At 61.5% G+C, this 24,743-nt stretch carries 21 protein-coding genes; 20 read left to right on the top strand and 1 reads right to left on the bottom strand.

The features are described 5' to 3' along the window. Positions 1 to 28: 28 nt before the first annotated feature. Positions 29 to 808: an MBL fold metallo-hydrolase gene (locus QSJ36_RS03975; protein WP_285467089.1), complete on the bottom strand. Its 780-nt coding sequence runs from the start codon at positions 806 to 808 to the stop codon at positions 29 to 31. A gap of 157 nt (positions 809 to 965) precedes the next feature. On the opposite strand from QSJ36_RS03975, the gene QSJ36_RS03970 reads away from it, so the two are divergent. The 20 genes from QSJ36_RS03970 to QSJ36_RS03875 all read left to right on the top strand — a co-directional run bounded on the left by QSJ36_RS03970 (position 966) and on the right by QSJ36_RS03875 (position 24,704). Continuing rightward, positions 966 to 1,421 (top strand): protein MraZ, encoded by a 456-nt coding sequence (locus QSJ36_RS03970; RefSeq protein WP_022397704.1) that lies wholly within the window; start codon positions 966 to 968, stop codon positions 1,419 to 1,421. Between the two features lie 9 nt (positions 1,422 to 1,430). Further along, positions 1,431 to 2,996: a 16S rRNA (cytosine(1402)-N(4))-methyltransferase RsmH gene (gene rsmH / locus QSJ36_RS03965; protein ID WP_249853110.1), complete on the top strand. Its 1,566-nt coding sequence runs from the start codon at positions 1,431 to 1,433 to the stop codon at positions 2,994 to 2,996. Positions 2,997 to 3,019: 23 nt separating this feature from the next. Beyond that, on the top strand, positions 3,020 to 3,364 hold the full coding sequence (locus QSJ36_RS03960; protein WP_022397706.1) for a hypothetical protein: 345 nt from the start codon (positions 3,020 to 3,022) through the stop codon (positions 3,362 to 3,364). A 16-nt stretch (positions 3,365 to 3,380) separates the two neighbouring features. Next, positions 3,381 to 5,480 carry a penicillin-binding protein 2 gene (locus QSJ36_RS03955; RefSeq protein ID WP_285467085.1) on the top strand — a complete coding sequence of 700 codons (2,100 nt, stop codon included), beginning with the start codon at positions 3,381 to 3,383 and terminating at the stop codon, positions 5,478 to 5,480. 7 nt (positions 5,481 to 5,487) lie between these two features. Beyond that, on the top strand, positions 5,488 to 6,993 hold the full coding sequence (locus QSJ36_RS03950) for a UDP-N-acetylmuramoyl-L-alanyl-D-glutamate--2,6-diaminopimelate ligase (RefSeq protein WP_022397708.1): 1,506 nt from the start codon (positions 5,488 to 5,490) through the stop codon (positions 6,991 to 6,993). Positions 6,994 to 7,011: 18 nt separating this feature from the next. Next, complete coding sequence (murF, locus tag QSJ36_RS03945; protein WP_285467084.1) at positions 7,012 to 8,385, top strand: UDP-N-acetylmuramoyl-tripeptide--D-alanyl-D-alanine ligase; 1,374 nt, start codon at positions 7,012 to 7,014, stop codon at positions 8,383 to 8,385. A 5-nt stretch (positions 8,386 to 8,390) separates the two neighbouring features. After that, positions 8,391 to 9,494 carry a phospho-N-acetylmuramoyl-pentapeptide-transferase gene (gene mraY / locus QSJ36_RS03940; RefSeq protein ID WP_022397710.1) on the top strand — a complete coding sequence of 368 codons (1,104 nt, stop codon included), beginning with the start codon at positions 8,391 to 8,393 and terminating at the stop codon, positions 9,492 to 9,494. An 11-nt stretch (positions 9,495 to 9,505) separates the two neighbouring features. Further along, a complete protein-coding gene (gene murD / locus QSJ36_RS03935; RefSeq protein ID WP_285467082.1) occupies positions 9,506 to 10,816 on the top strand; it encodes a UDP-N-acetylmuramoyl-L-alanine--D-glutamate ligase in 1,311 nt (436 codons plus the stop codon). A gap of 23 nt (positions 10,817 to 10,839) precedes the next feature. Continuing rightward, positions 10,840 to 11,640 (top strand): LysM peptidoglycan-binding domain-containing protein, encoded by an 801-nt coding sequence (locus QSJ36_RS03930; RefSeq protein WP_102728957.1) that lies wholly within the window; start codon positions 10,840 to 10,842, stop codon positions 11,638 to 11,640. A 27-nt stretch (positions 11,641 to 11,667) separates the two neighbouring features. Beyond that, positions 11,668 to 12,810: a putative peptidoglycan glycosyltransferase FtsW gene (locus tag QSJ36_RS03925; protein WP_022397713.1), complete on the top strand. Its 1,143-nt coding sequence runs from the start codon at positions 11,668 to 11,670 to the stop codon at positions 12,808 to 12,810. After that, positions 12,807 to 13,931, top strand: coding sequence for an undecaprenyldiphospho-muramoylpentapeptide beta-N-acetylglucosaminyltransferase (murG, locus tag QSJ36_RS03920; protein ID WP_285467079.1), 1,125 nt, complete (start codon positions 12,807 to 12,809; stop codon positions 13,929 to 13,931). The genes QSJ36_RS03925 and murG overlap by 4 nt, the downstream gene beginning before the upstream one ends. Next, positions 13,924 to 16,221 (top strand): UDP-N-acetylmuramate--L-alanine ligase, encoded by a 2,298-nt coding sequence (gene murC / locus QSJ36_RS03915; protein ID WP_285467078.1) that lies wholly within the window; start codon positions 13,924 to 13,926, stop codon positions 16,219 to 16,221. Before murG ends, murC begins: the two co-directional genes overlap by 8 nt. A 23-nt stretch (positions 16,222 to 16,244) precedes the next feature. Continuing rightward, positions 16,245 to 17,180: a D-alanine--D-alanine ligase gene (locus QSJ36_RS03910; protein ID WP_022397716.1), complete on the top strand. Its 936-nt coding sequence runs from the start codon at positions 16,245 to 16,247 to the stop codon at positions 17,178 to 17,180. A gap of 47 nt (positions 17,181 to 17,227) precedes the next feature. Further along, the gene (locus QSJ36_RS03905) at positions 17,228 to 18,178 is read left to right on the top strand and encodes an FtsQ-type POTRA domain-containing protein (RefSeq protein WP_253232095.1); all 951 of its coding nucleotides are present in this window, start codon (positions 17,228 to 17,230) and stop codon (positions 18,176 to 18,178) included. Positions 18,179 to 18,401: 223 nt separating this feature from the next. After that, the gene (gene recA / locus QSJ36_RS03900; RefSeq protein ID WP_022397718.1) at positions 18,402 to 19,442 is read left to right on the top strand and encodes a recombinase RecA; all 1,041 of its coding nucleotides are present in this window, start codon (positions 18,402 to 18,404) and stop codon (positions 19,440 to 19,442) included. A gap of 205 nt (positions 19,443 to 19,647) precedes the next feature. Then, positions 19,648 to 20,616, top strand: coding sequence for an N-acetylmuramoyl-L-alanine amidase (locus QSJ36_RS03895; protein ID WP_180970925.1), 969 nt, complete (start codon positions 19,648 to 19,650; stop codon positions 20,614 to 20,616). Between the two features lie 34 nt (positions 20,617 to 20,650). Next, complete coding sequence (gene lipB, locus QSJ36_RS03890; protein ID WP_285467073.1) at positions 20,651 to 21,337, top strand: lipoyl(octanoyl) transferase LipB; 687 nt, start codon at positions 20,651 to 20,653, stop codon at positions 21,335 to 21,337. Between the two features lie 156 nt (positions 21,338 to 21,493). Next, positions 21,494 to 22,906, top strand: a complete 1,413-nt coding sequence (gene leuC / locus QSJ36_RS03885; RefSeq protein ID WP_102728951.1) for a 3-isopropylmalate dehydratase large subunit — start codon at positions 21,494 to 21,496, stop codon at positions 22,904 to 22,906. Between the two features lie 19 nt (positions 22,907 to 22,925). Beyond that, complete coding sequence (leuD, locus tag QSJ36_RS03880; RefSeq protein ID WP_022397722.1) at positions 22,926 to 23,534, top strand: 3-isopropylmalate dehydratase small subunit; 609 nt, start codon at positions 22,926 to 22,928, stop codon at positions 23,532 to 23,534. 48 nt (positions 23,535 to 23,582) lie between these two features. Continuing rightward, on the top strand, positions 23,583 to 24,704 hold the full coding sequence (locus tag QSJ36_RS03875; RefSeq protein ID WP_285467071.1) for a hypothetical protein: 1,122 nt from the start codon (positions 23,583 to 23,585) through the stop codon (positions 24,702 to 24,704). Positions 24,705 to 24,743: the final 39 nt, after the last annotated feature.

The following is a 24,743-nucleotide window of genomic DNA, read 5'->3' as shown; positions in this document are numbered from 1 at the left end:
GGCGGCAGGAGGAAGGAAAGAGGCGGATTCAGCAGACCCGTATCCACGGCAGGCAGGAGTCCTGGCTGGCGCAGAACAGGGAGGTGGAAGCCAGTCCCATGTCATGCAGGGTAGCACGCATCAGGCTTTCTGCCAATTCCGGAGAATTGCTTTCTGCGCTCAGGTGGGCCAGCACTACGTTTTTCAGGGCGTCATGGGCGATGCGCCTCAGCAGGTCGCAGGCCTGTTCATTGGAAAGGTGCCCGTGCGTGGAGGCGATGCGCTGCTTCAACGGCCAGGGCCGCTTGGGGGTGGCCGCCAGCATGTCCGGATCATAGTTTGATTCCACCACCAGGCTGTCCACCATGGAGAGGTGTTCCGCCACGCAGCCAGGGGCCTGCCCCGTATCGGAAATGAAGCCCAGGCTGGACTGTTCCGTTTCAAACTTGAATCCCACCGGGTCCACGGCGTCATGGTAGGTGGCAAAGGGGGTGATGACGATATCCCCTATTTTAAAGGACTGCCCTTTTTCAAAGTAGGCCCAAGGGGCTTCCGGCGCCTTTTCCTGAACGCACATGGCCGTATGGCGGGTGGCATAGACGCGCACGGTGTATTTCCTGGTGAACTGATGCACGCCCTTCATGTGGTCCGTGTGTTCATGGGTGAGCAGAATGGCGTCCAGCTCCTCCGGTTCCACGCCGGCGGATTTCATTTTATCCCGCAGCCTGGCGGCGCTGAACCCGGCATCCACCAGCAGGACGGTTTCCCCCGCCTTGACGATGGTGGCATTTCCTCCGCTGCCGCTGCCCAACACGCAAAACTGCATCATGCGCGGAATATAATACCGGTCCCGGAGCGGCGCAAGAGCGGATCAATGCTTTTTTTCACGACATGAACACAAGAAAAAATACTTTTTTCCAGTACGGGGTTGACATTTCAGGTGCATTAAAGTGTATTGAAGTCACTACGTAGTGTACTTGCATGCGATGAGCAGTGTATCAGACAACCTTTTTGGTGCATACACGCACAAGCTGGACCCCAAAAACCGGATTGCGATTCCGGCTGAATGGAGGCCTACCGAAGGCTGCGCCCTGCTCCTGCTATCCGGCCGGCGCCTTGAATTGCCGACCGTTAAAGCCTATACGCGGGAAAAATTCCAGCAACTCATTGACAAGATAGAAGCCACGCCCGGCTACACGGAAGCGCAGATCGACCTGTTCATCGGCAGATTATATGCCAACTGCGTGGAGGCCATCATCAACGCCCAGGGCAAACTACTGATACCCAAACAAATGTGCGAACACGCACAGCTCAGTTCCTCCGTCCGGCTCGCCGCGCGGAGAGGATATTTCGAATTATGGGAACCTTCTCTCTATGAAGAAGTCTCCCGGCGTGAAAACGCCAATATTTCCGATATCAACCAATCCTACGGCATTCTCTGATCTCCCTTCATGCCCCCAGACCCTACCATTCCGCCCACGCATCAGGCCCATCCCTACGCAACGCTTGCGCTGCGCCCGGGCTGGCTTGTTTCCGGCCTGGGCGTCGGCGCCAGAACCGGGCTGAATGCGGAGGTTACGGCTTATTCCATTGTTTTCTGGGGGCACGACGCCCTTCCGGCGCAGGACATGATCGCCTGGCAGCAGGAGAAGGCGCGCATCACCGCGGAAATGTCCCTGGCGGGACAGAAGGGCGCTTATGGCAAATTGGGCGCATTGTCCTCCAGCCTGAACCGGGCTTTTGATGGCCATGTTGAGCTTTCTTTACGCGCGGGCGCGGGTACGCATGTCCGCACGGAGGAGGCGCAGGCCCTGGCAAATGCCCTTGCGGCGGAAACGTCCTGCCGCGTGCTGGCATGGAGCATCTGCCGCAACCATGTGCACGTGATTGCGGAGTTGACGGAGGAGAAGGGGGTGGACGAGCTGGTCTGTTCCTGGAAGGCGCTTGCCCCCTCCATGAACTGGGAAGGCGTGTACCACACGGAAGCCCTGAAAGCTCCGGAAGCCGAAGCCAAAGTGGACGCCCTGGTTTCCGAACTGGGGGATGACGCCGTTTCCGCCTCCGCTGACGCGGAAACGGACGGAGCCGTTTCCGGCAACGGTTTCAACCATGTTACGGTTCTGCTGCATGAGACGGTGGACATGCTGGCGGCAGGCCCCGGCAAACTGATCGTGGACTGTACGCTCGGCGGCGGCGGCCATACGGAATTTCTTCTGGAACAGGGCGCTACCGTCTGGGGCATTGACCGCGACCCGGACGCCCGCCGCGCCGCCGCGCTGAAACTGGCCCGCTTCGGCTCCCGTTTCAAGGTGCTCGCCGGCAATTTCCAGGATGTGGAAAGCATCCTCGCCCAGCAGGGCGTTTCCCAGGTGGACGGCCTGCTGGCGGACCTCGGCGTTTCCTCCCACCAGCTTGATACCGCCTCCCGCGGCTTTTCCTTCCGGGAAGACGGCCCGCTGGACATGCGCATGGACACCCGCGCCGCCTTTTCCGCCCGCAACCTGGTGAACGAGGCCCCGGAAGAAGAGATCGCGGACATCCTCTGGCAGTTCGGAGAGGAACGGGCTTCCCGCGCCATTGCCCGCGCCATCGTAAAGGCGCGTTCCCTGGCTCCCATCACCACCACCGCCCAGCTCGCCCGCGTGGTGGAATCCGTCCTTCCGCGCAAGGGGCGGCAGCATCCCGGCACCCGTACGTTCCAGGCTTTGAGAATCGCCGTCAACGGGGAGCTGGACGCGCTGGACGCGCTGCTGGATTCCTCCGTGCGCCTGCTGGGCAAGGGGGGCCGCATGGCCGTTATTACCTTCCACAGCCTGGAAGACCGCAGGGTCAAGCAGTTCTTCGACCTCCGGAGCCGTCCGGAAATCGACCGTCCGGAATGGCCGGCTCCGCGCCCCAACCCGGATTACTGCTTCCGCCTGCTTTCCCGCAAGCCCGTCACTGCGGGAGAAGAAGAACTTTCAACCAACCCCCGTTCCCGCAGCGCCAAGTTGCGCGGCGTGGAAAAAATCATCTGACCCATCTCTCCTTCGCCACCGCCATGAAAAGATTCAAACAGCGTTTCACCGGCCACCAGATCAGCGTGAGCATGATCATGTGGCTCATTGCCTTCGCCTCCCTCACCTGCGGGGCGGGCATCACTTATGCCGTGCTGAAAAACGACCAGATCCAGGTCGCGCGCGACATCAAGCAAATGAACGAGGAGATCGCTTCCTGCGAACTCACGAAGGAATATTACCGTTCCAAGACTTCCTCCCTGACCAGCCGCTGGGCCATCCGCGACAGGCTGGCCCAGGACAAGTCCAACCTTCAGCCTATCGAGCCCTCAGCCGTAGAATACATTTCTTCCGAAAACGCCTCCCGCATTGCCGCGGCAGGCAATTAAATGCGCCGAGCCGTTCATGACCACGATCACGAAGTCCAGATTTGCCAGAAGAAGCCTCGTCCTGTGCGGCGTGGCGGGCGCTGCGGTCATCTGGCTGATGCTGACGCTGGTCAACCTCCAACTGATTTCCCCCCGGAAAACGGGCGGAGTCCCCAGCGGCGGCATTATTGAACGGGAGGTTCTCCTGCCCCAGCGCGGCCGCATCATGGACGCCAATGAGGAGATCCTCACCAACAACATGCAGAGTTCCGAGCTGATTGCGGACGGCTACCACCTGAACGATCCCAAGACCATCAGCTGGGCTCTTGCCTATTCCAAGGCCGTCCACTCCGCCTTCTGGGGAGAAGCCGCCACGGACAAGGAGAAAGAGAAGCTCGTTTCCGGTTTCCGCAGCAAAATCCTGGGACAGGCGGCCAGCAAGAAGGACGGCAGCAAGGAGCACAATCTGGCGAAAATCCTGCTGGAAGAGCCTGAGGACGGCCCGGAAGGGGTAGACATGGCCAGGAAGAAGCTGGAAGAGCTTTATGAGCCGGAGATGGTGAGAAAATACGTGCAGGCCCATCTGGAATACGCCGCCAGCGTGATCGCCCCCTTCCTGCCGGACATGAGCGTGCAGGACATCATCAACACGGTGGAAAAGGACGGGGAGATTCCCAAGAAGCGCATCGTCATCGCCAAGAACCTGTCCGAGGAAAAAGCGGAACTGCTGCGCCAGGCCATCCAGAACGCCCGCGTCCAGGGGTTCCGGTTTGAGACTTCTTCCAAGCGCGTTTATTCCGTGCCGGAATGCATGGTGCACATTCTGGGCTACATCGCCCAGACGAAGGACAGCGGTCCGCGGCCCGTGGCCCTTTCCGGCCTTGAAAAACAGCTGGACGACCAGCTTCTGGGCCACAACGGCATCAGGGAGTACCGGAAGGACAGCCGGGGCCGCATCATCCCCTCCGCGGATTCCCGTTTCAAAGACGCCGTGGACGGCCTGAACGTTCGCCTGACCGTGAACATGGAGTACCAGACGATCGTGGAGGAGGAATTGGACGCCGCCATTTCCTTTTACACGGACCAGACCCACAAGCCCCGCGGCTGCATTATCGTCGTGGAGCCCAAGACCGGCAGCATTCTGGCGATGGCCAGCCGTCCCCACTATAATTTAAATACGCGCGAGGGCCTGCAGGAAGGCGCCTACCACTTCGCCGTGCAGTCCCTGTACGAACCGGGTTCCACCTTCAAGATCGTTTCCGTCACGTCCGCCGTGGACAGCGGAAAGGCCACGTTCGATACCATGATCAACTGCACGCCCTACATGGTGCCCGGCTCCCGCCCCGTCACGGACGCCCCCCGTTTCTACAGCGGCCTGACCGTGGCGGGCGTGCTGAAAAAGTCCAGCAACCCGGGCGCCTTCCGCATTGCGCTGAAATCGGGCTGGCCCACGTATAAAAAGTATTTTGACCTGTACGGTTTTTCCTCCAAGACGGGCATCGACCTGCCGGGGGAAACCAACAGCCAGTGCCAGGACGGCAGCAACTTCGTCAACTTCTCCCGCATCAGCTTCGGCTATTCCCTGATGGTCTCCCCCTTGCAGGTCGCCATGGCCTACGCCGCCATCGCGAATGACGGCGTGCGCATGCGCCCCCGGCTGGTGGACGGCATTTACGTGGACGACAAGAATTTCCAGCCATCCCCCCCCGTGGAAGTATGCCGGGTCATGAGCGTTAAAACAGCCCGGAACCTCCGGAACGCCCTGTTCCACGTCACGGACCTGGACGGAACCGCCAAAAGGGCGCGGATTGAAGGCTACAACGTGGGGGGCAAGACCGGCACCGCCCACAAGGTGAAGCCCACAGGCGGCTATTTTGACAACCGCTATACCGTCTCCTTTGTAGGGATGCTTCCGGTGGAGGACCCGGCCTTCGTCTGCCTCATCGTCATTGACGATCCCACCTCCAAGCACTGCCACCCCGGCGGCGGCACCGTATGCGCTCCGGTCTTCCAGAAACTGGCCACCCGCCTGGCGGCGGCCATGAACATTCCCAAGAATACCCCTTCCGCGGAGGCGGACAAAAAAGCCTCCCGCGCCCAAGCCTCTTCCTCCCCGTCCAAACCGCCGCGCAGATAATCCTATCATGAAGCTACTTACCTTGCTCAAAGACCTTCCCGCCCATACGCTCACCGGCTCCCCCCAGGTGAAAATCTCCCATCTGGAATGCGACAGCCGCCGCGTTCTGCCCGGCTCCTGCTATATTGCCCTGAAGGGAACCCAGGCGGACGGCCACGAGTTCATTCCGGAAGCCATCCGCCGCGGAGCCTGCGCCGTCGTCGCGGAAATGCCCTGCACGAAGGAAGCCAGGGACGCCGGAGTCAGCTGGGTGGAGGTGAACGATTCCCGCCTGGCCGTCAGCCTGATGGGCGCGGCCTGGAACGGCCATCCCTCCCGCCACATGACCATGATAGGCGTGACGGGGACGAACGGAAAAACTACGACGGCCTACATCGCCCATTCCCTGCTGAAGCAGTCCTGGCTGCGCGCCGGGCTGATCGGCACCATCGCCTATGACAACGGGGAGGAAATCACCCCCTCCACCCACACCACGCCCGGCCCGCTGGAGCTGGAACACCTGCTGAAGGAGATGTTTGAAAACGGCTGCCGCGGCGTTTCCATGGAGGTATCCTCCCATGCGCTGGACCAGGAACGCGTGGCCGGCATTAATTTTAACGTGGGCATTTTCACCAACCTGACCCAGGACCACCTGGATTACCACCACACCATGGAGAATTATTTCCAGGCCAAGGCGAAGTTGTTCGAGCAGATGGCTCAGGACACCAGGGCCCGCCGCAAGCCCGTGGCCGTCATCAACATTGACGACGCCTACGGCCGCCGCCTGGCGGAAATGTTCTCCGGCCGCATGGCCGTCAAGACCTACGGTTCCGCCCTGGGCGCGGATTTCCGCATGCTGGTGCACCACGCCACGGCCAAGGGCAGCGAATACGAACTGGAATACAAGGGAAAAAGCTACCTGGTGCGCGTGCCCCTGATCGGCAAATTCAATATGTACAACAGCCTGGCCGCGCTGGCGGCCGTCATTTGCGCCGGCATCCCGGTACGGGACGCCATCGCGAACCTCCAGAACATTCCGCAGGTTCCCGGCAGACTGCAATTGTTCACCCACCCCGGAGGCGCCCAGATCTTCATTGATTACGCCCACACGCCGGACGCCCTGGAAAACGTCTGCAGGACGCTCAAGGAAATCTGCTCCCGCCGCCTGATTACCGTGTTCGGCTGCGGCGGTGACCGGGACAAGGGCAAGCGCCCGCTGATGGGCGCCGTGGCCGCGCGCCTGTCTGACGCCTGCATCGTCACTTCCGACAACCCCAGGAGCGAGGAGCCCCTCTCCATCATCAGCCAGATTACGGCGGGCATGCCGGAAGGCAGGTACGCCATCATTCCGGACCGCGCCCGGGCCATCGCCACGGCCATCGAACAGGCCCGGCTGGGGGACGTCGTCCTGATTGCGGGCAAGGGCCATGAAAATTACCAGGAGCTTTCCACCGGACGCATCGATTTCAGCGACGCCAAGGAAGTGCGGCGCAACATGTTCATCAAGGAGAGGGAAGAGTTCCCGCAGGCATAACACATCATTTCATCTTTCATGACCTCCCTCACGGCACACGGCATCTGCAACGCCATCGGCGGAAAACTGGTCAGCGGCCCCTTTGACAGGGTCGCTTCCGGAGGCGTGTGCACAGACAGCCGCGCCCTGCCGCCCCATGCCGCTTTCTTCGCGCTGGGAGGAGAAAAGTTTGACGGCAACCTGTTTGCCCCGGAGGCCTCCCGCACCGCGGCGGCAGTCGTCGTCAGCCGCGTGGAAGAAGGGATGGACCCCTCCTGCGCCGTCATCCTGGTGGAGGATACGCTGAAAGCCCTCCAGCAGCTGGCCTCCTGGTGGCGTGCCGGGCTGACCCTCACCGCCATCGGCCTGACCGGCTCCAATGGGAAGACCTCCACCAAGGACCTGACCGCCTCCGTTCTTTCCCAGGGATTCCGGACCATCGCCACGCAGGGAAACCTGAACAACCACATCGGCGTTCCCCTCAGCATCCTCCGGGCTTCCCCGGCGGACGAGGCCGCCGTGTGGGAAATGGGCATGAACCATCCGGGAGAACTGGCCCCCCTGTGTGAAATGACGCGCCCGAAGATCGGCATCATCACCAGCATCGGCACTTCCCATATTGAATACCTGGGCTCCCGGGAAAACATTGCCCGGGAAAAATGCACGGTAGCCCGCTGCCTGCCGGAAGACGGCTTCATGATTTTCCCGGCGGACTGCGATTATGCGGAGATGATCCGCCGGTCCACCCGCGCCGCGTGCATTGAGTGCGGCATTGACTCCGGAACCGTCCGCGCGGAAAACCCGGTCTCCACGGAGAATGGGACGCGTTTCACCCTTTCCATTCCTGATTTCTGCCGGGAGGTGGTGGAACTGCCCGTCCACGGCCGCCACATGGTGGCCAATGCGCTTCTGGCCGCCGCCGCCGGCTGGGTGGCAGGTCTTGCGAAGGAGCAGATCGTCTCCGGCCTCAACCGGGCGCAGCTCACGGGCGGCAGGCTCCACTGCACCCGGTCCAACGGCATTCTGGTAGTGGACGATACGTATAACGCCAATCCGGATTCCATGCAGGCCGCCCTGCACACCGCAGCGGAGCTTTCCTGCACCGGCAGGCGCTTTGCGGTGCTGGGCAGAATGGGGGAACTGGGAACGTTTTCCGAAGAAGGGCACGCGCTGGTGGGACGCACGGCGGAAAAGCTCCGCTTTGACTGCGTGGTCAGCGTGGGAACGGATGCCGCCCGGATTACGGACGCCATTTCTCCGAACTCATCCACCAAAGGACTGAACTTCGGCTCCGCAGAGGAAGCCGCCGAATGGCTCCGCAGCCACACGGCGCCGGGAGACATCGTCCTTTTCAAGGGCAGCCGCCTTGCCCGGATGGAGCAAGTCATGAACCTCACCTTTCCGCCCCAGTAAATTTTATGCATTCCTTCATTGAACAGCTCAGCCCCGCGGGGGCGCTTGCAGAACCGGCAGGGAGAGCCCTGCTGGCCTGCCTCATCTCTTTTGTCCTGACGATGATGTTCGCCCCGCGGGTAATCCGCGCGCTGATTTCCCTGAAAATCGGCCAGCCCATCAGGACCGCGGAGGAAGTGCACAAGCTGGCGGAACTCCACGGAGCCAAGGCGGGAACTCCCACCATGGGCGGCGTGCTGATCGTAGGCTCCATGACGGCGGCTACCCTGCTGTGCGCCAGAATGAACAATCCCTTCATCATCTCCTGCCTGTTCGTCACCCTGGCGCTGGGACTGCTGGGCTTCCGGGACGACTACCTGAAGGTGGCCAAGAAAACCTCGGACGGCATTTCCGCGCGTAAAAAACTCTTCATCCAGTTCCTGGCCGGGCTGGCGGGCGTCACGTTCCTGTACCTGTACCCGGAAGGCAGCCCCCGCGTGGAACTGCATGACTACGTCTCCTCCCTGTTCATTCCGTTCTACGGCCAGGTGAACCTGCCGTGGTACGTTTACATTCCCTTCGGCGTCGTGGTGGTCATGTCCGCCTCCAATGCGGTGAACCTGACGGACGGACTGGACGGCCTCGCCTCCGGCTGCTCCGTCACCACGGGCATCTCCTACGCCATCATTGCCGCCATTTGCGGGAACTGGCTGATGGCGGATTCCCTGGACATCCCCTTCCACCCCGGCGCAGGGGAAATCAGCGTTTTCATGATGGCCCTGGTGGGCGCCTGCCTGGGTTTCCTGTGGCACAACTGCTACCCGGCCAGGGTCTTCATGGGGGATACCGGCTCCCTGGCCCTGGGCGGAGCATTCGGCATGGCCGCCGTCTGCACGGCGCAGGAGCTTCTTTTCATCGTCATCGGTGGCGTTTTCGTCATGGAGGCCACATCCGTCGTTCTCCAGGTAGGCAGCTTCAAGCTGCGCCACGGCAAACGCATCTTCGCCATGGCTCCCATCCACCACCATTTTGAACTCAAGGGATGGAAGGAAACCCAGGTGATTGCCCGCTTCTGGATGATCAGCCTCCTGCTGGCGTTCCTGGGCCTTTTCCTGATCACCACCGCCTGACAACCACGAACATGCAGCTCAACAATCTCAACATAGCCGTTCTGGGAGCGGGAAGAAGCGGACGCGCCGCGGCGCGCCTCGCCATGAAGCATGGCGCCCGGGTGCGCGTGTTTGACGCCTCCCCCTCCATCGGCAACTGGCCGGAAGACATTCCGCTACACGCCGCCGCCACGGAGGAAGACGGGAGGGCCTTCCGCGCGGACCTGGTGGTCATCTCCCCCGGCATTGAGACGGACAGCCCCTTTGTCAGGGCCTTCGGGCGGGAAGGCGTGGAAACCATCGGTGAAATGGAGCTGGCCTGCCGCTTCTACCATGGCCGCATCATCGCCATCACCGGCACCAACGGAAAAACCACCACCACGTCCCTGGTGGAAAAAATCCTGCTTCGCGCCGGAAAGGCGGCCATCGCCTGCGGCAATTACGGCGTCCCGATGGCGGAAATCCTGCTCCGGGATTCCGTGCCGGACGTGCTGGCGCTGGAGGTCAGCTCCTTCCAATTGGAAACTATCCGCGATTTCCACCCGGACGTGGCCGTATGGCTCAATTTTGCGCCGGACCACATGGACCGCTACAAGTCCGTGGAGGATTACTACCACGCCAAGCTGCACATCTTCGACAACCAGACGGAAGAAGACCTGGCCGTCGTGCGCGCCGGGGAAAGGCTCCCGCACCTGAAAGCCCCCGTCCGCACCTTCAGTTCGGAAGATCCGGCGGCGGACCTTTATTACCGGGAACCGCAGGTCATGGAGGGAGACAAGCCCCTGCTGAACCTGGCGGATACCACCCTGAACCAGCGCCACAACGCGGAAAACGCCATGGCCGCCGTGCTGGCCTGCCGCCACCTGGGCATTCCCGCGGAAACGGCTGCGGAAGTATTGAAGGAGTTCACTCCCCCCGGCCACCGCTGCGAGACCGTCCGCACGCTGGACGGCGTGCTGTGGCTGAACGATTCCAAGGCCACGAACCTGCACGCGCTGGAAGCGGCGCTGAAATCCCAGAATTCCCCGGTCATCCTGATTGCCGGAGGCAAGGACAAGGGACTGGATTACCTGCCCCTGCGGCCCATGCTGAAGGAAAAGGTGCGCGCGTGCGTCGTCTTCGGCCAGATTGCGGACCAGCTCCAGGACGCCTTTTCCCCCGTGGTTCCCACGGAAAAAGCAGCGGACGTGGCGGACTGCGTGGCCAAGGCCCGCGCCCGCGCCAGGACGGGAGACACCGTCCTGTTCTCCCCCGGCACCTCCTCCTTTGACATGTTCACCGGCTACGTCCAGCGCGGCCAGGCCTTCCGGGACGCGGTGAACGCCCTCTCCCCCCTTTCCTGACAACCCACCAGAAACCCACCATCATGAAAACGACCAAGACCCCCGATCACAATCCGACCGGACGCACCCGTCCGAAACGCAAAATGGGCACCGTGCTCCGTGCCAAGCTCAGCAGATACCGCGCACGCGTCTCCGAATTTGAAGATGACGCTCCCAGCAGCACCGTCGTGCGCTGGCTCGTCGTCCTCCTTCTTCTCCATCTTCTTGTTATCGGCGGCGTCTATGTCCGCAGCACCTGGTTCAGGAATACGACGGAGACCGTGGAAATGGCAACCGCCCTTCCCGCGCCGCCCACCGTTTCCCAGACGCCCGTTCCTGCGGCTCCCCCGGCGGTTCTGCCCCAGGCTCCCCAGGCCGCTCCCGCGGCTCCGGTCACCATCACGCAGCCGGAACAGGTGGTGGACGCGCGCCCGAACAGGCAGCCGGTTCCCGCCGTGCAGGAACACATTCCGGATGCCGCTCCGGTGGCAGGTCCTGCGCGCCACATCGTGCGCACGGGGGATACGTGGGAACGGATCGCCCGTGACAACCAGGTGGCCGTCAATGACCTGAAAGCCGTCAATCCCAGGGTGCAGCGCCTTGTCAGCGGAAGCACGCTCGTCATTCCGGCACGCCCCGGCGACAAGATGGCGCCGGAAAAAACCGCCGCCGCGGAAACGGAACCGGACGGCGTGGCGCATATCGTGAAGAAGGGTGAGACCCTCTCCGTAATCGCCCGCAAGTACAAGATGAACTGGCGCTCCCTCCAGAAATTCAACAAGATGAACGACCGGGACGTAGCACGCCTCAAGATCGGTCAAAAGATCATGATTCCCAAGAAGTAAGTTCTTTCTCTTCCCGCCCCTGCCGCCATGTCTTCCAAAGTCTGCATGATTCTGGTCTGGTTTTTCGTCATCTGCCTTCTGGTCGTGGGCCTGGTGATGGTATCCAGCACGGCGGCCTGGGCGGAAGAAACCAAGCACCCGTACGAGCCCCTGTTCAAGCAGACCGCCTTTGCCTGCGCGGGGCTGGTGGGGGCCATGATCCTCTCCCGGATAGATTACCGGATATGGAGGAAGTATATCTGGTGGATTCTGGGGTTCGCCTGCTTCCTGCTGGTGCTGTGCTACGTGCCGGGCATCGGGAAGGAGATCAACGGGGAACGCCGCTGGATCACCATCGGCATGCAGTTCCAGCCCAGTGAATGCGCCAAGCTCTGCATGATGATGGCGCTGGCCAACTGGCTGGCCCTGTACCGGGACCGCACTACCTCCTTCTGGTGGGGGTTCGTGATGCCCGGCGTCATCTTCGGCATTCCGCTGGCGCTGATTCTTTTTGAAAAGGACATGGGCACCTCCGTAGCGCTGGCCCTGGCCGCGTTCTGCGTGATGTTCGTGGCCGGCACGCGCAAGATTTACCTGGGCGGCGCCCTAGCGCTCGCCGGAGCGGCCCTGTACGTTCTGGTGCAGAGCAACGCCAACCGCCTGGAACGCTTCCTGGCCTGGAAGGACCTGGACGCCCACCGCCTGGGCGCGGGGCTCCAGCAGTACCGCGCCTCCATCGCCCTGTCCCGCGGCGGCCTGGACGGGGTGGGCCTGGGCAACAGCGCGGAAAAGCACGGCACGCTTCCCTTCGCCCATACGGACTTCATCTTCGCCCCGCTTGGGGAGGAGTTCGGCTTTTACGGAACCATGTTCGTCCTGCTCTGCTATTTCCTGATGACCTATGCGGGCATCGGCGTAGCCATGCAGTGCCGGGACGCCTACGGCCGGTTCCTGGCCGTGGGGATCGTCGCCATCATCTTCTGCCCCGCCATCCTGAACATTGCCGTGGTGACCAACGCCGTGCCCAACTCCGGGCTACCGCTGCCCTTCATCAGCTTCGGGGGCACCAACCTGGTCTTCACGCTGGCCGCCCTGGGCATGCTCACCAGCATTCAGAGATTTTCCACCGGTGCACAGCCCAACTGTGAAATCACCCGCAAAGACGAACGCTCCATTGACGTAAGATTATGACTGAACCCTCTCCCTCGCGTCCCACCCTGAACATCGTGATTGCCTGCGGCGGCACGGGGGGGCACCTTTTCCCCGGCATAGCCGTAGCCCAGGAACTTAAAAAGCGCGGCCACAACGTCACCCTCCTCATTTCCCAGAAGAAGGTGGATGCGCAGGCCAGCAAGAATTACGGCGATCTCAATTTCCGCACCATTGAGGCCATCGCTATGCCCAAAATCCCGTCCATGTCCCTGCTGGGCTTCGGGCTCAGGCTGTACAAGGCCATCCGTTTCAGCCGCAGCCTTCTGGACGAGGTGAATGCGGACGTCGTCATCGGCATGGGCGGCTTTACTTCCTTCCCCCCCGTTTACGCCGCCCACCGCAAGGGCATCCGCACCTACGTGCACGATTCCAACGCCCTGCCCGGAAAGGCCAACCGCATGACCGCCAAATGCTGCACGAACGTGCTGCTGGGCATTGAGGAAGCCAGACATTACTTTAACCCCGCCAAATGCATTGTCACCGGCACCCCGGTGCGCCAGGAAATGGTGGCCAGGAAGGACAGGAATGAATCCAGGGCGGAGCTCCACCTGCCCCGGGACCGCCGCGTGGCCCTGGTGATGGGCGGCTCCCAGGGCGCCAGGAACCTGAATTCACTGATCATTGAAGCGGCCCGGCAATGCGCGGACTTGTGCGATTTTCTCATCATCACGGGCTCTGCTGACTTCACGCGCGTCAGCCAGCTGACGGCGGACATGCCCCATGTGCACGTCATTGAATTCTGTTCCGCCATGGCGACTGCGTACGCCGCGGCGGACGTGGTCATTTCCCGCTCCGGGGCGTCCAGCCTGACGGAGCTGGCCCATATGGGGAAGGCCGCCCTGCTGGTTCCCTACCCCTTCGCCGCGGACGACCACCAGGCGCACAACGCGCGCGTCTTCGCGGCCCACGGCGCGGCGCGCATGATGCGTGAAAACACCCTTACGCCGGACGATATTGCGGCTTTTCTGAATGAAGTCTTCAAGGATTCCTCCCTGCTGGCCTCCATGAATGAATGTGCTTTACGTCTGGATACGCCTGATGCAGTATCCCGCATCGCCAATGTCATTGAAAACACGGACCATGCAGCCATCCATGATTGAGACTTTACGCAAACGCCTGATGGACAGGGAACATCCGGCACGTCTCCACCTCATCGGGGTGGCCGGGTCCGGCATGTCCGGCCTGGCGCTCATGCTGATGGAAATGGGGCACCGGGTGAGCGGCTGCGACCGGGTGACCAGCACGGAAACCGAACGGCTCCAGAGCCTGGGGCTTTCTTTTTCCTGCCCGCATTCAGCGGACGCCGTCTCCGACGCGGAAATCGTCATTTATTCCAGCGCCATCCGGGAGGACAATCCGGCCCTTTCCGCCGCGCGCAAACTGAACATTCCCTGCATGCGCCGCGCGGAATGCCTGGCGGCCATCCTGAACGGGAAGAAGGGCGTCGTGGTCTCCGGCACGCATGGCAAAACCACCACCTCGGCCCTTTGCGCTCACCTGATGCGGGAAGGCCGCATGCGCCCGTGCCACTATGTAGGGGCGGAAATCCCCGTGCTGGGCACCAACGCCCACTGGAACGAGGACAGCGAATACCTGGTGGCGGAAGGGGACGAGAGCGACGGCACGCTGGTGAACTACATCCCGGAGCACAGCATCGTCCTCAACATTGAGCCGGAACACCTGGACCATTACAAGGACCTGGATGAAATCAAGGCCGTGTTTGACCAGCTTTGCTCCCAGACGCGGGGCATGATCATTTACTGCCGCGCCCATGCCGGCGCAGCGGACGTATGCGCCGGCTATCCCAATTCCGTTTCCTACGGCTGGTCTGGTGCGGATTACACCGCCACGGACATCCTGGAACGCCGCGGCCGCACCCTGTTCACCGTCCTGAAAGGGGAAGAGGAACTGGGCCGCGTGGAGCTGGGCATTCCCGGACGCCACAACGTGCTGAATTCCCTGGCGGCCATTGCGCTGGCAACGGAACTGGGCGTGGACTTCCCGGCGATAACGCGCGGCCTGGCTTCCTTCGCCGGGGCCAAGCGCCGCTTTGAGACCAAATACCTTTCCCCCACCATCCGGATTGTGGACGATTACGGCCACCATCCCACGGAGATAGCCGCCACGCTCCAGACCGCCCGCTCCCTCCACCCGAACCGCCTGGTGGTTTACTTCCAGCCGCACCGCTACACGCGCACCCAGATGCTGGCGGACGACTTCGGCAAGGTGCTCCAGGCGGCGGACCTCGTCTTTGTGGCGGACGTTTACCCCGCCAGCGAACTGCCCATTGAAGGAGTGAGCGGCCAGACCATCATCGACGCCATGCACAGGCACGGCCCGGTGGAAACCCATTACCTTCCCGACCTGGGCACGGCCCACCACGCCATCGGCAACGCGCTGAAACCCGGAGACCTGTTCCTGACGCTGGGGGCCGGAAACGTCCACGAATGCGGCATGCGCATCGCGCGCGACCTGGCTCTGCTGGAGGATCTGGAACGCACCGCGGGCGAATCCCTGGAAGGCAAGCTGTACGAACCCATGTCACGCCACACCACCATGAGGGTGGGAGGCTGCGCCCAGTACTGGCTGGAGCCCTCCACCTTCTCCGGCATGCAGACGGCCGTCAATTATTGCAGGGACAGGAACATTCCCGTGCACGTCATTGGCCGCGGCTCCAACATCATCGTCAGGGACGGCGGCCTGCGCGGCGCCGTCATCCACCCCTCCGGAGGCGAATTCGACGTCCTGGAAATTCAGGGGAACCGCCTTTCCGCCGGCGCGGGAGTGCGGCTGAAAAAGCTGGTTTCCACCGCCGTCCAGAACGGCCTGGGCGGCCTGGAATGGATGGACGGCATTCCAGGCAATGTGGGAGGAAGCCTCCGCATGAACGCCGGGGCCATGGGCATGGACATGATTAAAAACCTCGTCTCCGTCGTCTGCCTGGATGAAGACGGGGAAATCCGCAGTCACACAAAGGAGGAACTGAACGCCCAGTACCGCTCCATCCCGGACCTGGCCCATAATTTTGTGCTTCAGGCCGTGTTTGAAGCGCAGCCCGCCCCGGCGGAGGAAATGGAACGGCTCCTGGCGGCGGCCAGGGCCAAGCGCAAGCTTTCCCAGCCCGTAGGAGCCAGCGCAGGCTGCATCTTCAAGAACCCGGAGGAAATCCCGGCGGGCAGGCTCATTGACGAGCTGGGCCTGAAAAACGCCTGCGTGGGGGATGCCTGCGTGTCAGACGTGCACGCCAATTTCATCATCAACCGCGGCCATGCCAGGGCGCGGGACATCACCATCCTGATTGACATGATCCGGAAGGAAGCCATGGAAAACCGCGGCATTGACCTGAAATCGGAAGCCCAGGTCATCGGAGACCGGGAACCCCAGTTTTAACCCATTCATTATTTTATTTCAACATGAGCACTCTCAAGCGCGACCTCAAGATTGCCCTTCTCCTTGGCGGCCCCGGAGCGGAACGGGAAGTATCCCTCGTCTCCGGAAAGTCCGTTTACGGCGCCCTGCGCCAGGCCGGGTTTACCGACGTAACGGAGGTGGACGTACATGGTCCGGACTTCCGGCTGCCGGAAGGCACGGAACTGGCCTACAACATCATTCACGGCACCTTCGGCGAGGACGGAGCCCTTCAAGCCATTCTGGAGGAACGCGGCGTTCCGTATACGGGAGCCGGTTCCCGTTCCAGCGCCCTGTGCTTTGACAAGTCCGAATCCAAGAAGGTGTTTCTGGAAGCCGGGGTTCCCACCCCCCGCGCGGAAATCCTGGACTGCTCCGGCGGCATCGTGATGCCGTCCCTTCCCCTTCCCTTCGTCATCAAGCCCCCCTGCGAGGGCTCCAGCGTGGGCGTCCACATCGTCCACAAGCAGGAAGACGTGCTCCCCGCCATGGAGGAAGCCGTTACCCACGGCACCACCGTGCTGGTGGAGGAATTCATTCAAGGCCGTGAACTTACGGTGGGCGTTCTGGACGGGGAAGCCCTCCCGGTCATCCACATCTGCCCCCGCTCCGGCTTCTATGACCTGAGCAACAAGTACCCGTGGATGAACATGGGCGGAGGCACGGATTACATCTGCCCGGCGGACCTTCCGGAAGAAACCGCCGCCAAGGTGCAGGAGGCCGCCCTGAAGGCCTACCGCGCCGCCGGCGTGGAGGTGTACGGCCGCGTGGACGTGCTGCTGCGCGAGGTAGACGACTCCCCCTTCGTGCTGGAAATTAACACCATTCCCGGCATGACCCCCTCCAGCCTGCTCCCCAAGGCGGCTGCTGCCGCCGGCTGGTCCTACGAGGCCCTTTGCGAAAAAATAGCGGAATTATCGCTAGCCACCCCCCGGAAATAGCGTAATATTTGACAGAGGGCGGGGAGTCGCCCATCCCACACCCCCCGATGTCGCACAAAGCCACAACGCCAGTCCCCCGCTCCGCCAAAAGGCCGGAAATGCTCCTGCTGGAACGGGAGGCCAGAAAAGAAACCATTGAGCGCAAGGGCAGGAACTACCGTTTCTGGCTCTTCCGGCGCAAGCTATACCACATCGTCACCGTTTACACGCTCATCTTCGGCCTTATCGGGGCCATCGTCTTCCTCTGGACGGATTACATCCTCAAGTACGACTGGCTCTCCATCGACACCGTCACGTTGAAAAGCAACGGCATTTTCAACTCCGAGCAGGCTTTCGCCGTCATGGGGATAGGCCCGAAGGACAACATCTTTTCCATGGATGCCGCGGAACTGGAACAGCGGCTGGAAAAATGCCCGGCCATCCGCCGGGCGGCCGTCAAGCGCCAGATATCCTCCAATCCCACGCTGCTGGTGGACATTGACGCGCGCATCCCCGTGGCATGGATTGACTGCCCGGAACTGGGCGTCCACCCGGGAGACGCCAAATACGGCGTTCTGGCGGACAAGGAGGGCGTCATTTTCCCCTGTATGGAGCAGGTCCACATGCCCTACATCCAGGGCAGGCACATGCCCTCCGTCACGCTCAGGCCGCCCAGCTCCGGCCAGCTCAGCTACGGAGTCGGCATCCGGGAGCTGGAAGCGCCCATGAAGCTGATTGAGCTGCTCTCCGGCACGGTGACGGAATACCTGCCCAGCATCGTCTCCATCACCACGCCCAACGACTGGTCCTTCTGCGTGCGCTTCTCCAACGACTGCCAGGCCACCTTCAGCCATTACGGCCTGGAGCACCAGGTGGAAAAACTGTCCCGCGCTCTCCGGCACGCACGCCAGACGCACCGGAAAATCAGCGCCATCAACCTGATTCCGGAGCACAATATCCCCGTCATTTTCGACGATTCCTACGAGGACATCCCCCTTGCGGAACCGATTGAGGAATGACGCCGTGCCGGCGTCCCCTCCCGGAAGCGGTTTTTCCCCGTTCCCGGCCTTCTCCCGGGAACGTTCTCCCATATTTTCCTCAATTCCTCCCGAGCGAAACACCTGGTTTTCACAGGTTTTCCCCCATGTCAGAATTCTATTCTTTCTCAACGGGAAATGAGATCGTGAAGACCTATTGAACACTTGCCAATAACGCCGCGCAAGCTATACTTTCCACGATATTATGAGCAACGAAACACCTTTATCACCCGAAGCGGAAAAACTGGCAGCGGCCCGCAAGCGCAACCTTGACCTGGCCCTCTCCCAAATCCAGAAAGACTTCGGAGAAAACGCCATCATGCGCCTTGGAGACAACGTCAAGATGGAAGTGGACGTCATCCCCACCGGCAATCTTCTCATTGACCGCGCGCTGGGCGTGGGCGGCTTCGCCCGCGGCCGCATCGTGGAAATCTACGGGCCGGAATCCTCCGGTAAAACCACCCTGACCCTGACGGCCATCGCCCAGGCCCAGAAAGCCGGCGGCCTGGCCGCGTTCATTGACGTGGAACACGCCCTGGACCCGCAGTACGCCGCCCGCCTGGGCGTCAACCTGGACGACCTGCTGGTCTCCCAGCCGAGCTCCGGGGAAGAAGCCCTGCAAATCTGCGAAGCCCTGGTGCGTTCCAATTCCATTGACGTCATCGTGGTGGACTCCGTGGCCGCGCTGGTCACCAAGCAGGAGCTGGAAGGCGAAATAGGAGACTCCACGGTGGGCGCCCAGGCGCGCCTGATGTCCGCCGCCCTCCGCAAGCTCACCAGCTTCATCTCCAAGGCCCGCACCGTCTGCGTCTTCACCAACCAGATCCGTGAAAAAATCGGCGTCATGTTCGGCAACCCGGAAACCACTCCCGGCGGACGCGCCCTGAAATTCTACGCTTCCGTGCGCGTGGACATCCGCCGCATCGGCCAGATCAAGGCCAGCGACGGCTCCGTAGCCGGAAACCGCACCAAGATCAAGGTGGTCAAGAACAAGGTGGCGCCCCCCTTCACGGAATGCGAGTTCGACATCATGTACAATGAAGGCATCTCCTCCGTGGGAAGCCTGCTGGACCTGGCGATGGAGTATGACATCATCCAGAAGCGCGGCTCCTGGATCAGCTATAACGGCAGCCAGATCGCCCAGGGCAGGGACGCCGCGAAGGAAGCCCTCAAGTCCAACCCTGACCTGTACAAGGAAATCGAAGAACTGGTCAAGGCCAAGATGGACGAGAAGGCGGCCAAATAATCCGGCTCCTTCCCTGTTCCCACTCATTCAAGGCGGCTCCCCCTTCCGGGAGCCGCCTTTTCCCTTTCCGGAGGCAGGCGCAAAAGAATCTTTCACGGAAACTTTTCTCTTGTGCGTCATGAAAAATCCGTTAGTCTGGACGCGATATCGTCCTATGTATCCGACCTCTCGCACATCATTTGCAGCCGTGCTCGGCGTTTTGGGCATGTTTCTGCTGACGCTGTCCACGGCCTTCGGATGGAACCCGGAAACCATCAACGGCGTGCAGTACATTCCGATGTCCGAGGTGCGCACCCATTACAAACTGACACGGGAACGCACGGAAGGACGGCAGAAAGTTTACGAAGTGCCGGAAAAGATCCAGATACGCATGCAGGCGCACAGCCAGGACATGTTCATGAACAACATGAAGTTCGTGCTTTCCTATCCCGTGGCGGACCATCCGTCCAAGGGGCTGATGGTCTCCAACATGGACCTGCACAAAATCATTGACCCGGTCCTGCGCCCCACTTACATCGCCAACCGCCGCAGCTTCAATACGGTAGTCATTGACCCCGGCCACGGCGGCCATGACAGCGGCACGCGCAACCGCATCAGCAGGGAGGCGGACATCAACCTCTCCGTCGCCAAAAAACTGCGGGACCGTCTCAAGGGCATGGGCTACCAGGTGGTGATGACCCGTGACACGGACAACTTCATTACCCTCCAGGACCGCGTCCGCATCGCCAACAGGCACAGCAACGCCATCTTCATCAGCATCCACTTCAATGACGGCGGCCCCTCCGCCCGCGGGGTGGAAACCTTCACGCTGGCCCCTGCGGGCACTTCCTCCTCCATGTCCCGCAACATCCGCCAGGACGCCCTCCAGGGCAACTCCCAAGACAGCATGAACATCGCCCTGGCTACAGCCGTGCAGGGGCACATGCTGAAAGGGCCGCTCGCCATCAAGGAAGGCATCTCCATGGTTGACCGGGGCATCAAGCGCGCCCGCTATTCCGTGCTGTGCACCATCAAGCACCCAGCCATTCTGGTGGAAGGCGGATTCATGTCCAACCCGCAGGAAGCTCTGCTCATCTCCACGGAGCGCTACCAGAACTTCATGGCCTCCTCCCTGGCCGCCGCCGTGCGCCAGTACCGCACCGCCCTGGGCCAGCAGGTGCGCAGAACGCGTTAAGCCCCGCACTTACCGGGGGTTGCCCCTCCGCAGCATGAACATCATCCGCATTCCCGGCCTGGCAGACTATCAGGAAACCCTGGAACTTCAGGAACAACTGGTCCGGGCCCATCAGGAAGACCCGGAACGGGAAGATGACCTGCTTCTGCTGGAACATGCCGGGGTTTATACCATCGGGCGCACGCGCGACCACGCCAGCCTGCACCCCGGTTCCGCGCTCCCCTTCCCCGTTCATGAAATCAACCGTGGCGGGCAGGCCACCTACCACGGCCCCGGCCAGCTCGTAGGGTACCCCATCACGGATTTGAACCGCTGCGGCAGGGACCTGCACAACTACGTCACCGCCCTGGAAAACGCCTTGATTGAAGCTTGCGCCAAATTCGGCGTACAGGCCCGCATCCGGGAAGGTTTGGTGGGCGTATGGGTGGAGGACCGCAAAATAGCCTCCATCGGCGTAGGGGTGAAAAAATGGATCGCCATGCACGGCTTCGCCTTCAACGTGACCCGCGAATCCCTGCCCCCCTTCCAGGCAATCACTCCGTGCGGCATCCAGGGCGTGCAGATGACCTGCCTGGAACAGGAAATGCCGGAATCCGGGCAGAAGGACGACCTGCTGAACCGGTTCGGAAACGTTTTTGCAACACTGTGGAAGGAAAAATTCCACCGGAATTCAGAAGGTGCAGAGTGTGCCGGGGAGCATGAAAAATCCTTCTTCCCTTGAAGACGGAAATGCGCCAAAGGCTGGGAAGCGGCCATTTCAGACCATGAATGCAGGGGAAATGTTCAAAAAAACACTTCCTGTAAGACACAGACCGTGTCAGCAATACGTCCTTGCATCTTGACGCGGTTCCCGAACGGACGGATGCTTATACCAGTTATGGGGAAAACACTTTTCCAAAAAATCTGGGACGCTCATTCCGTCGGCATCCTGCCGGACGGAAGAACGCAAATGTTCATCGCTACACATCTGCTGCATGAAGTCACCTCTCCGCAGGCCTTCGGAATGGTCCGGGACCTGGGCCTAACCGTGCGTCACCCGGAACGCACCTTTGCCACCGTGGACCACATCATCCCCACGGACAACCAGGCGGAACCGTTCGCGGACGCCACGGCTGACGCCATGATCAAGGAACTGCGCCGGAACTGCGCGGAAAACGGCATCCGCTTTTTCGACCTCCCCACCGGCCTCCAGGGCATCGTGCACATGGTAGGCCCGGAACTCGGCATCACCCAGCCGGGCATGACCATCGTGTGCGGGGACTCCCACACGGCTACGCACGGCGCGTTCGGCTCCATTGCCATGGGCATCGGCACCACGCAGGTGCGCGACGTGCTGGCTACGCAGACCATGGCCCTCAGCCCGCTCAAGGTGCGCCGCATCAACGTGAACGGGAAACTGGCCCCCGGCGTGCGCGCCAAGGATGTGGCCCTGCACATCATCGGCCTTCTGGGCGCCAAGGGCGGCCTGGGCTTCGCCTATGAATACGGCGGCAACGTAATAGACGCCATGAGCATGGACGAACGCATGACCCTCTGCAACATGTCCATTGAAGGCGCGGCCCGCTGCGGCTACGTGAACCCCGACCAGACCACGGTGGAATACATCAAGGGCCGTCTGTTCGCCCCCACCGACGCGGACTGGGACAAGGCCGTGGAACGCTGGTTGAGCTTCGCTTCCGATGCGGACGCGGAGTACGACGAGATCGTGGAGATTGACGGAGCCGCCATTGAACCGACGCTGACATGGGGCATTTCCCCGGACCAGAACACGGGCATCAGCGGCAGCACGCCCAACCCCTCCTCCGCCAGGAACGACGACGAACGGAAGATGATCAATGAGGCGCTGGAATACATGAAATTCCCCGCGGACATGCCCCTCAAGGGACTGCCGGTGCAGGTGTGCTTCGTAGGCTCCTGCACCAATGGCCGCATCTCGGATTTCCGGGAAGTAGCCGCCCTTATCAAGGGGCGCCATGTGGCTCCCGGCATCCGGGCCCTGGCCGTTCCCGGCTCCCAGATGACTGCCAGGCAGTGTGAAGAGGAAGGCATCGCGGACATTTTCCGTGAAGCCGGCTTTGAATGGCGCCTGGCGGGCTGCTCCATGTGCCTGGCCATGAATCCGGACAAGCTCCAGGGGGACCAGCTCTGCGCCAGTTCCTCCAACCGGAACTTCAAGGGCCGCCAGGGAAGCCCCACCGGGCGCACCCTGCTGATGAGCCCCGCCATGGTGGCCGCCGCCGCCCTGACCGGGAAGGTCTCCGACGCGCGCGACGTGTTTTCCCTGAATTAACTTTCCAACTTTTTCCTTTATGTCTCTGACCAAATTCACCTCCATCACCGGCACCTGCGTTCCTGTTCCCGGACCGGACATGGACACGGACCGCATCATCCCCTCCCGCTTCCTCAAGTGCATCACGTTTGACGAGCTGGCGGGAGTCATGTTCTGGGACGAACGCTTTGACGAAAACGGACAGTCCAAATCCCATCCGGTGGACGATCCCCGCTTCAAGGGGGCTTCCATCATCCTGGGCGGCTCCAACTTCGGCTGCGGTTCCTCCCGCGAACACGCTCCGCAAACCATCAAACGCTCCGGCATCAAAGCCGTCATCGCGGAATCCTTTGCGGAAATCTTCTTCGGCAACAGCACCGGCATCGGCCTCCCTTGCGTGTGCGCGTCCGCGGATGACATTGCCGCACTGACCCGGTACATTTCCGATCATCCGGAAACGGAAGTGACGATCGACCTCCTGAACATGACAGCCTCCTGGAAGGAAGGTTCCTTCCCCATCCGGATGCCGGCGGAAGCCCGTGAAGCCCTGAGCCGGGGCCGCTGGGATTCCATTGCGGAACTGCTTGTCAACATGGATGCCGTGGAAAAGAAAAATGCGGAACTGCCCCAGGTAACAGCCTCCTGCTGATTCAACATTGACCTCTCCCTACCCCCCCTCTATCCCCCACTTCCCCATATGATTTTCAGAATTACAGACTACGTCCACTACGGCACGCTGGACAACCGTGAACGCGGAACCGTCAAGCTTGCGCTGCAGCTTATGGGGATGCCCCATCCGGTGAATATCACCCTGCAGGGGGACTGCCTCCAGGATCTGGCCGGATGCCTGGTCGATTTCAGGAACCCCTCCCCCCAGATGCTCCCTGCGGAACTTACCCAGCTCCCGGAAAACATCCGGGGCGTGGCGGGGGACATGACGGCCAGCCGCCGCATGCCCGTCAAGGGGAAGAAAACCATGGAAAACTCCCTGTACCTGGAATGGTTCACCAGCCACCACGACATGGTGCTGCTGGAAAGCACGGCCTTTTCCATCAAGGTCTCCCTCCCCGAATGGATCATGGATTCCTGCGAGGAACAGGTTCAGATCATGGCGAACCAGCAGATGCTGCGCACCCAGGTGAAGGAATGGTCCAAAACCTATGCCAACACCCAGGAGGACGGCAACCTGCCCGACCACCACTGGGACAAGCGCCTGCGGGAGGCGGAAGCCATCGCCATCGCCTACCAGGAAGTGTTCCAGAAATACAGGCTGAACCCCACCGGAGACATCCGCCTGGCCTTTGTGATGGGCTGGGACGACGTGCTTGACAACATCGCCCAGTCGGAGGAAACGGGCACTCCGTGTTCCTGCAAAAGCACCGGCATGCTCAGCCTCTTTGACATCCTCAACGAACAGGAGGCCCAGGAAGTGCAGTCCTGCATGTTCCACCCCCTCTTCCAGCAGGTCATGGAGCTGACGGACCTGTGCCAGCGCCAGTTCAGCCGGGAGATCAACAAATCCCAGAGGAACCGGACGGAACCGCTGGAACCCCTGAACCAGATTTTTTACTGCATCCGCTACATCACCCCGCGCATTCTCTCCTGCCTGCTCCAGGAGAAGGAAAACGCTGCGGACTACTGCACCATGGCCGCCCGCATGGCCCTGTGCGTGGAACAGACGCGCCAGACGGTAGCCGCGCTGGACATCCGCCGCAGCCAGGTGGACAACGAGGTTACGGAACGTTTTTCCTCCTTGCTGGAGGAAGTCAACTCCTTCCAGGAAAGCCTGGCAACCCAAAGCCGGAAAAGCAATCTATAACCAACTTACTTTCACAACATTACCTCTTCACTACAGACC

The organism is Akkermansia sp. NBRC 115031 (assembly GCF_030268505.1).
Taxonomy (GTDB): Bacteria; Verrucomicrobiota; Verrucomicrobiia; order Verrucomicrobiales; family Akkermansiaceae; genus Akkermansia; species Akkermansia massiliensis.
Note: the sequence above shows the minus strand (reverse complement) of the source record. Positions and strands in the feature narration are given on the sequence as shown.

Excerpts from the sequence above, each read along its gene's own strand:
- QSJ36_RS03975 (WP_285467089.1), bottom strand. The coding sequence starts at position 808 with ATGATGCAGTTTTGCGTGTTGGGCAGCGGCAGCGGAGGAAATGCCACC.
- QSJ36_RS03970 (WP_022397704.1), top strand. The coding sequence starts at position 966 with ATGAGCAGTGTATCAGACAACCTTTTTGGTGCATACACGCACAAGCTG.
- rsmH (WP_249853110.1), top strand. The coding sequence starts at position 1,431 with ATGCCCCCAGACCCTACCATTCCGCCCACGCATCAGGCCCATCCCTAC.
- QSJ36_RS03960 (WP_022397706.1), top strand. The coding sequence starts at position 3,020 with ATGAAAAGATTCAAACAGCGTTTCACCGGCCACCAGATCAGCGTGAGC.
- QSJ36_RS03955 (WP_285467085.1), top strand. The coding sequence starts at position 3,381 with ATGACCACGATCACGAAGTCCAGATTTGCCAGAAGAAGCCTCGTCCTG.
- QSJ36_RS03950 (WP_022397708.1), top strand. The coding sequence starts at position 5,488 with ATGAAGCTACTTACCTTGCTCAAAGACCTTCCCGCCCATACGCTCACC.
- murF (WP_285467084.1), top strand. The coding sequence starts at position 7,012 with ATGACCTCCCTCACGGCACACGGCATCTGCAACGCCATCGGCGGAAAA.
- mraY (WP_022397710.1), top strand. The coding sequence starts at position 8,391 with ATGCATTCCTTCATTGAACAGCTCAGCCCCGCGGGGGCGCTTGCAGAA.
- murD (WP_285467082.1), top strand. The coding sequence starts at position 9,506 with ATGCAGCTCAACAATCTCAACATAGCCGTTCTGGGAGCGGGAAGAAGC.
- QSJ36_RS03930 (WP_102728957.1), top strand. The coding sequence starts at position 10,840 with ATGAAAACGACCAAGACCCCCGATCACAATCCGACCGGACGCACCCGT.
- QSJ36_RS03925 (WP_022397713.1), top strand. The coding sequence starts at position 11,668 with ATGTCTTCCAAAGTCTGCATGATTCTGGTCTGGTTTTTCGTCATCTGC.
- murG (WP_285467079.1), top strand. The coding sequence starts at position 12,807 with ATGACTGAACCCTCTCCCTCGCGTCCCACCCTGAACATCGTGATTGCC.
- murC (WP_285467078.1), top strand. The coding sequence starts at position 13,924 with ATGATTGAGACTTTACGCAAACGCCTGATGGACAGGGAACATCCGGCA.
- QSJ36_RS03910 (WP_022397716.1), top strand. The coding sequence starts at position 16,245 with ATGAGCACTCTCAAGCGCGACCTCAAGATTGCCCTTCTCCTTGGCGGC.
- QSJ36_RS03905 (WP_253232095.1), top strand. The coding sequence starts at position 17,228 with ATGTCGCACAAAGCCACAACGCCAGTCCCCCGCTCCGCCAAAAGGCCG.
- recA (WP_022397718.1), top strand. The coding sequence starts at position 18,402 with ATGAGCAACGAAACACCTTTATCACCCGAAGCGGAAAAACTGGCAGCG.
- QSJ36_RS03895 (WP_180970925.1), top strand. The coding sequence starts at position 19,648 with ATGTTTCTGCTGACGCTGTCCACGGCCTTCGGATGGAACCCGGAAACC.
- lipB (WP_285467073.1), top strand. The coding sequence starts at position 20,651 with ATGAACATCATCCGCATTCCCGGCCTGGCAGACTATCAGGAAACCCTG.
- leuC (WP_102728951.1), top strand. The coding sequence starts at position 21,494 with ATGGGGAAAACACTTTTCCAAAAAATCTGGGACGCTCATTCCGTCGGC.
- leuD (WP_022397722.1), top strand. The coding sequence starts at position 22,926 with ATGTCTCTGACCAAATTCACCTCCATCACCGGCACCTGCGTTCCTGTT.
- QSJ36_RS03875 (WP_285467071.1), top strand. The coding sequence starts at position 23,583 with ATGATTTTCAGAATTACAGACTACGTCCACTACGGCACGCTGGACAAC.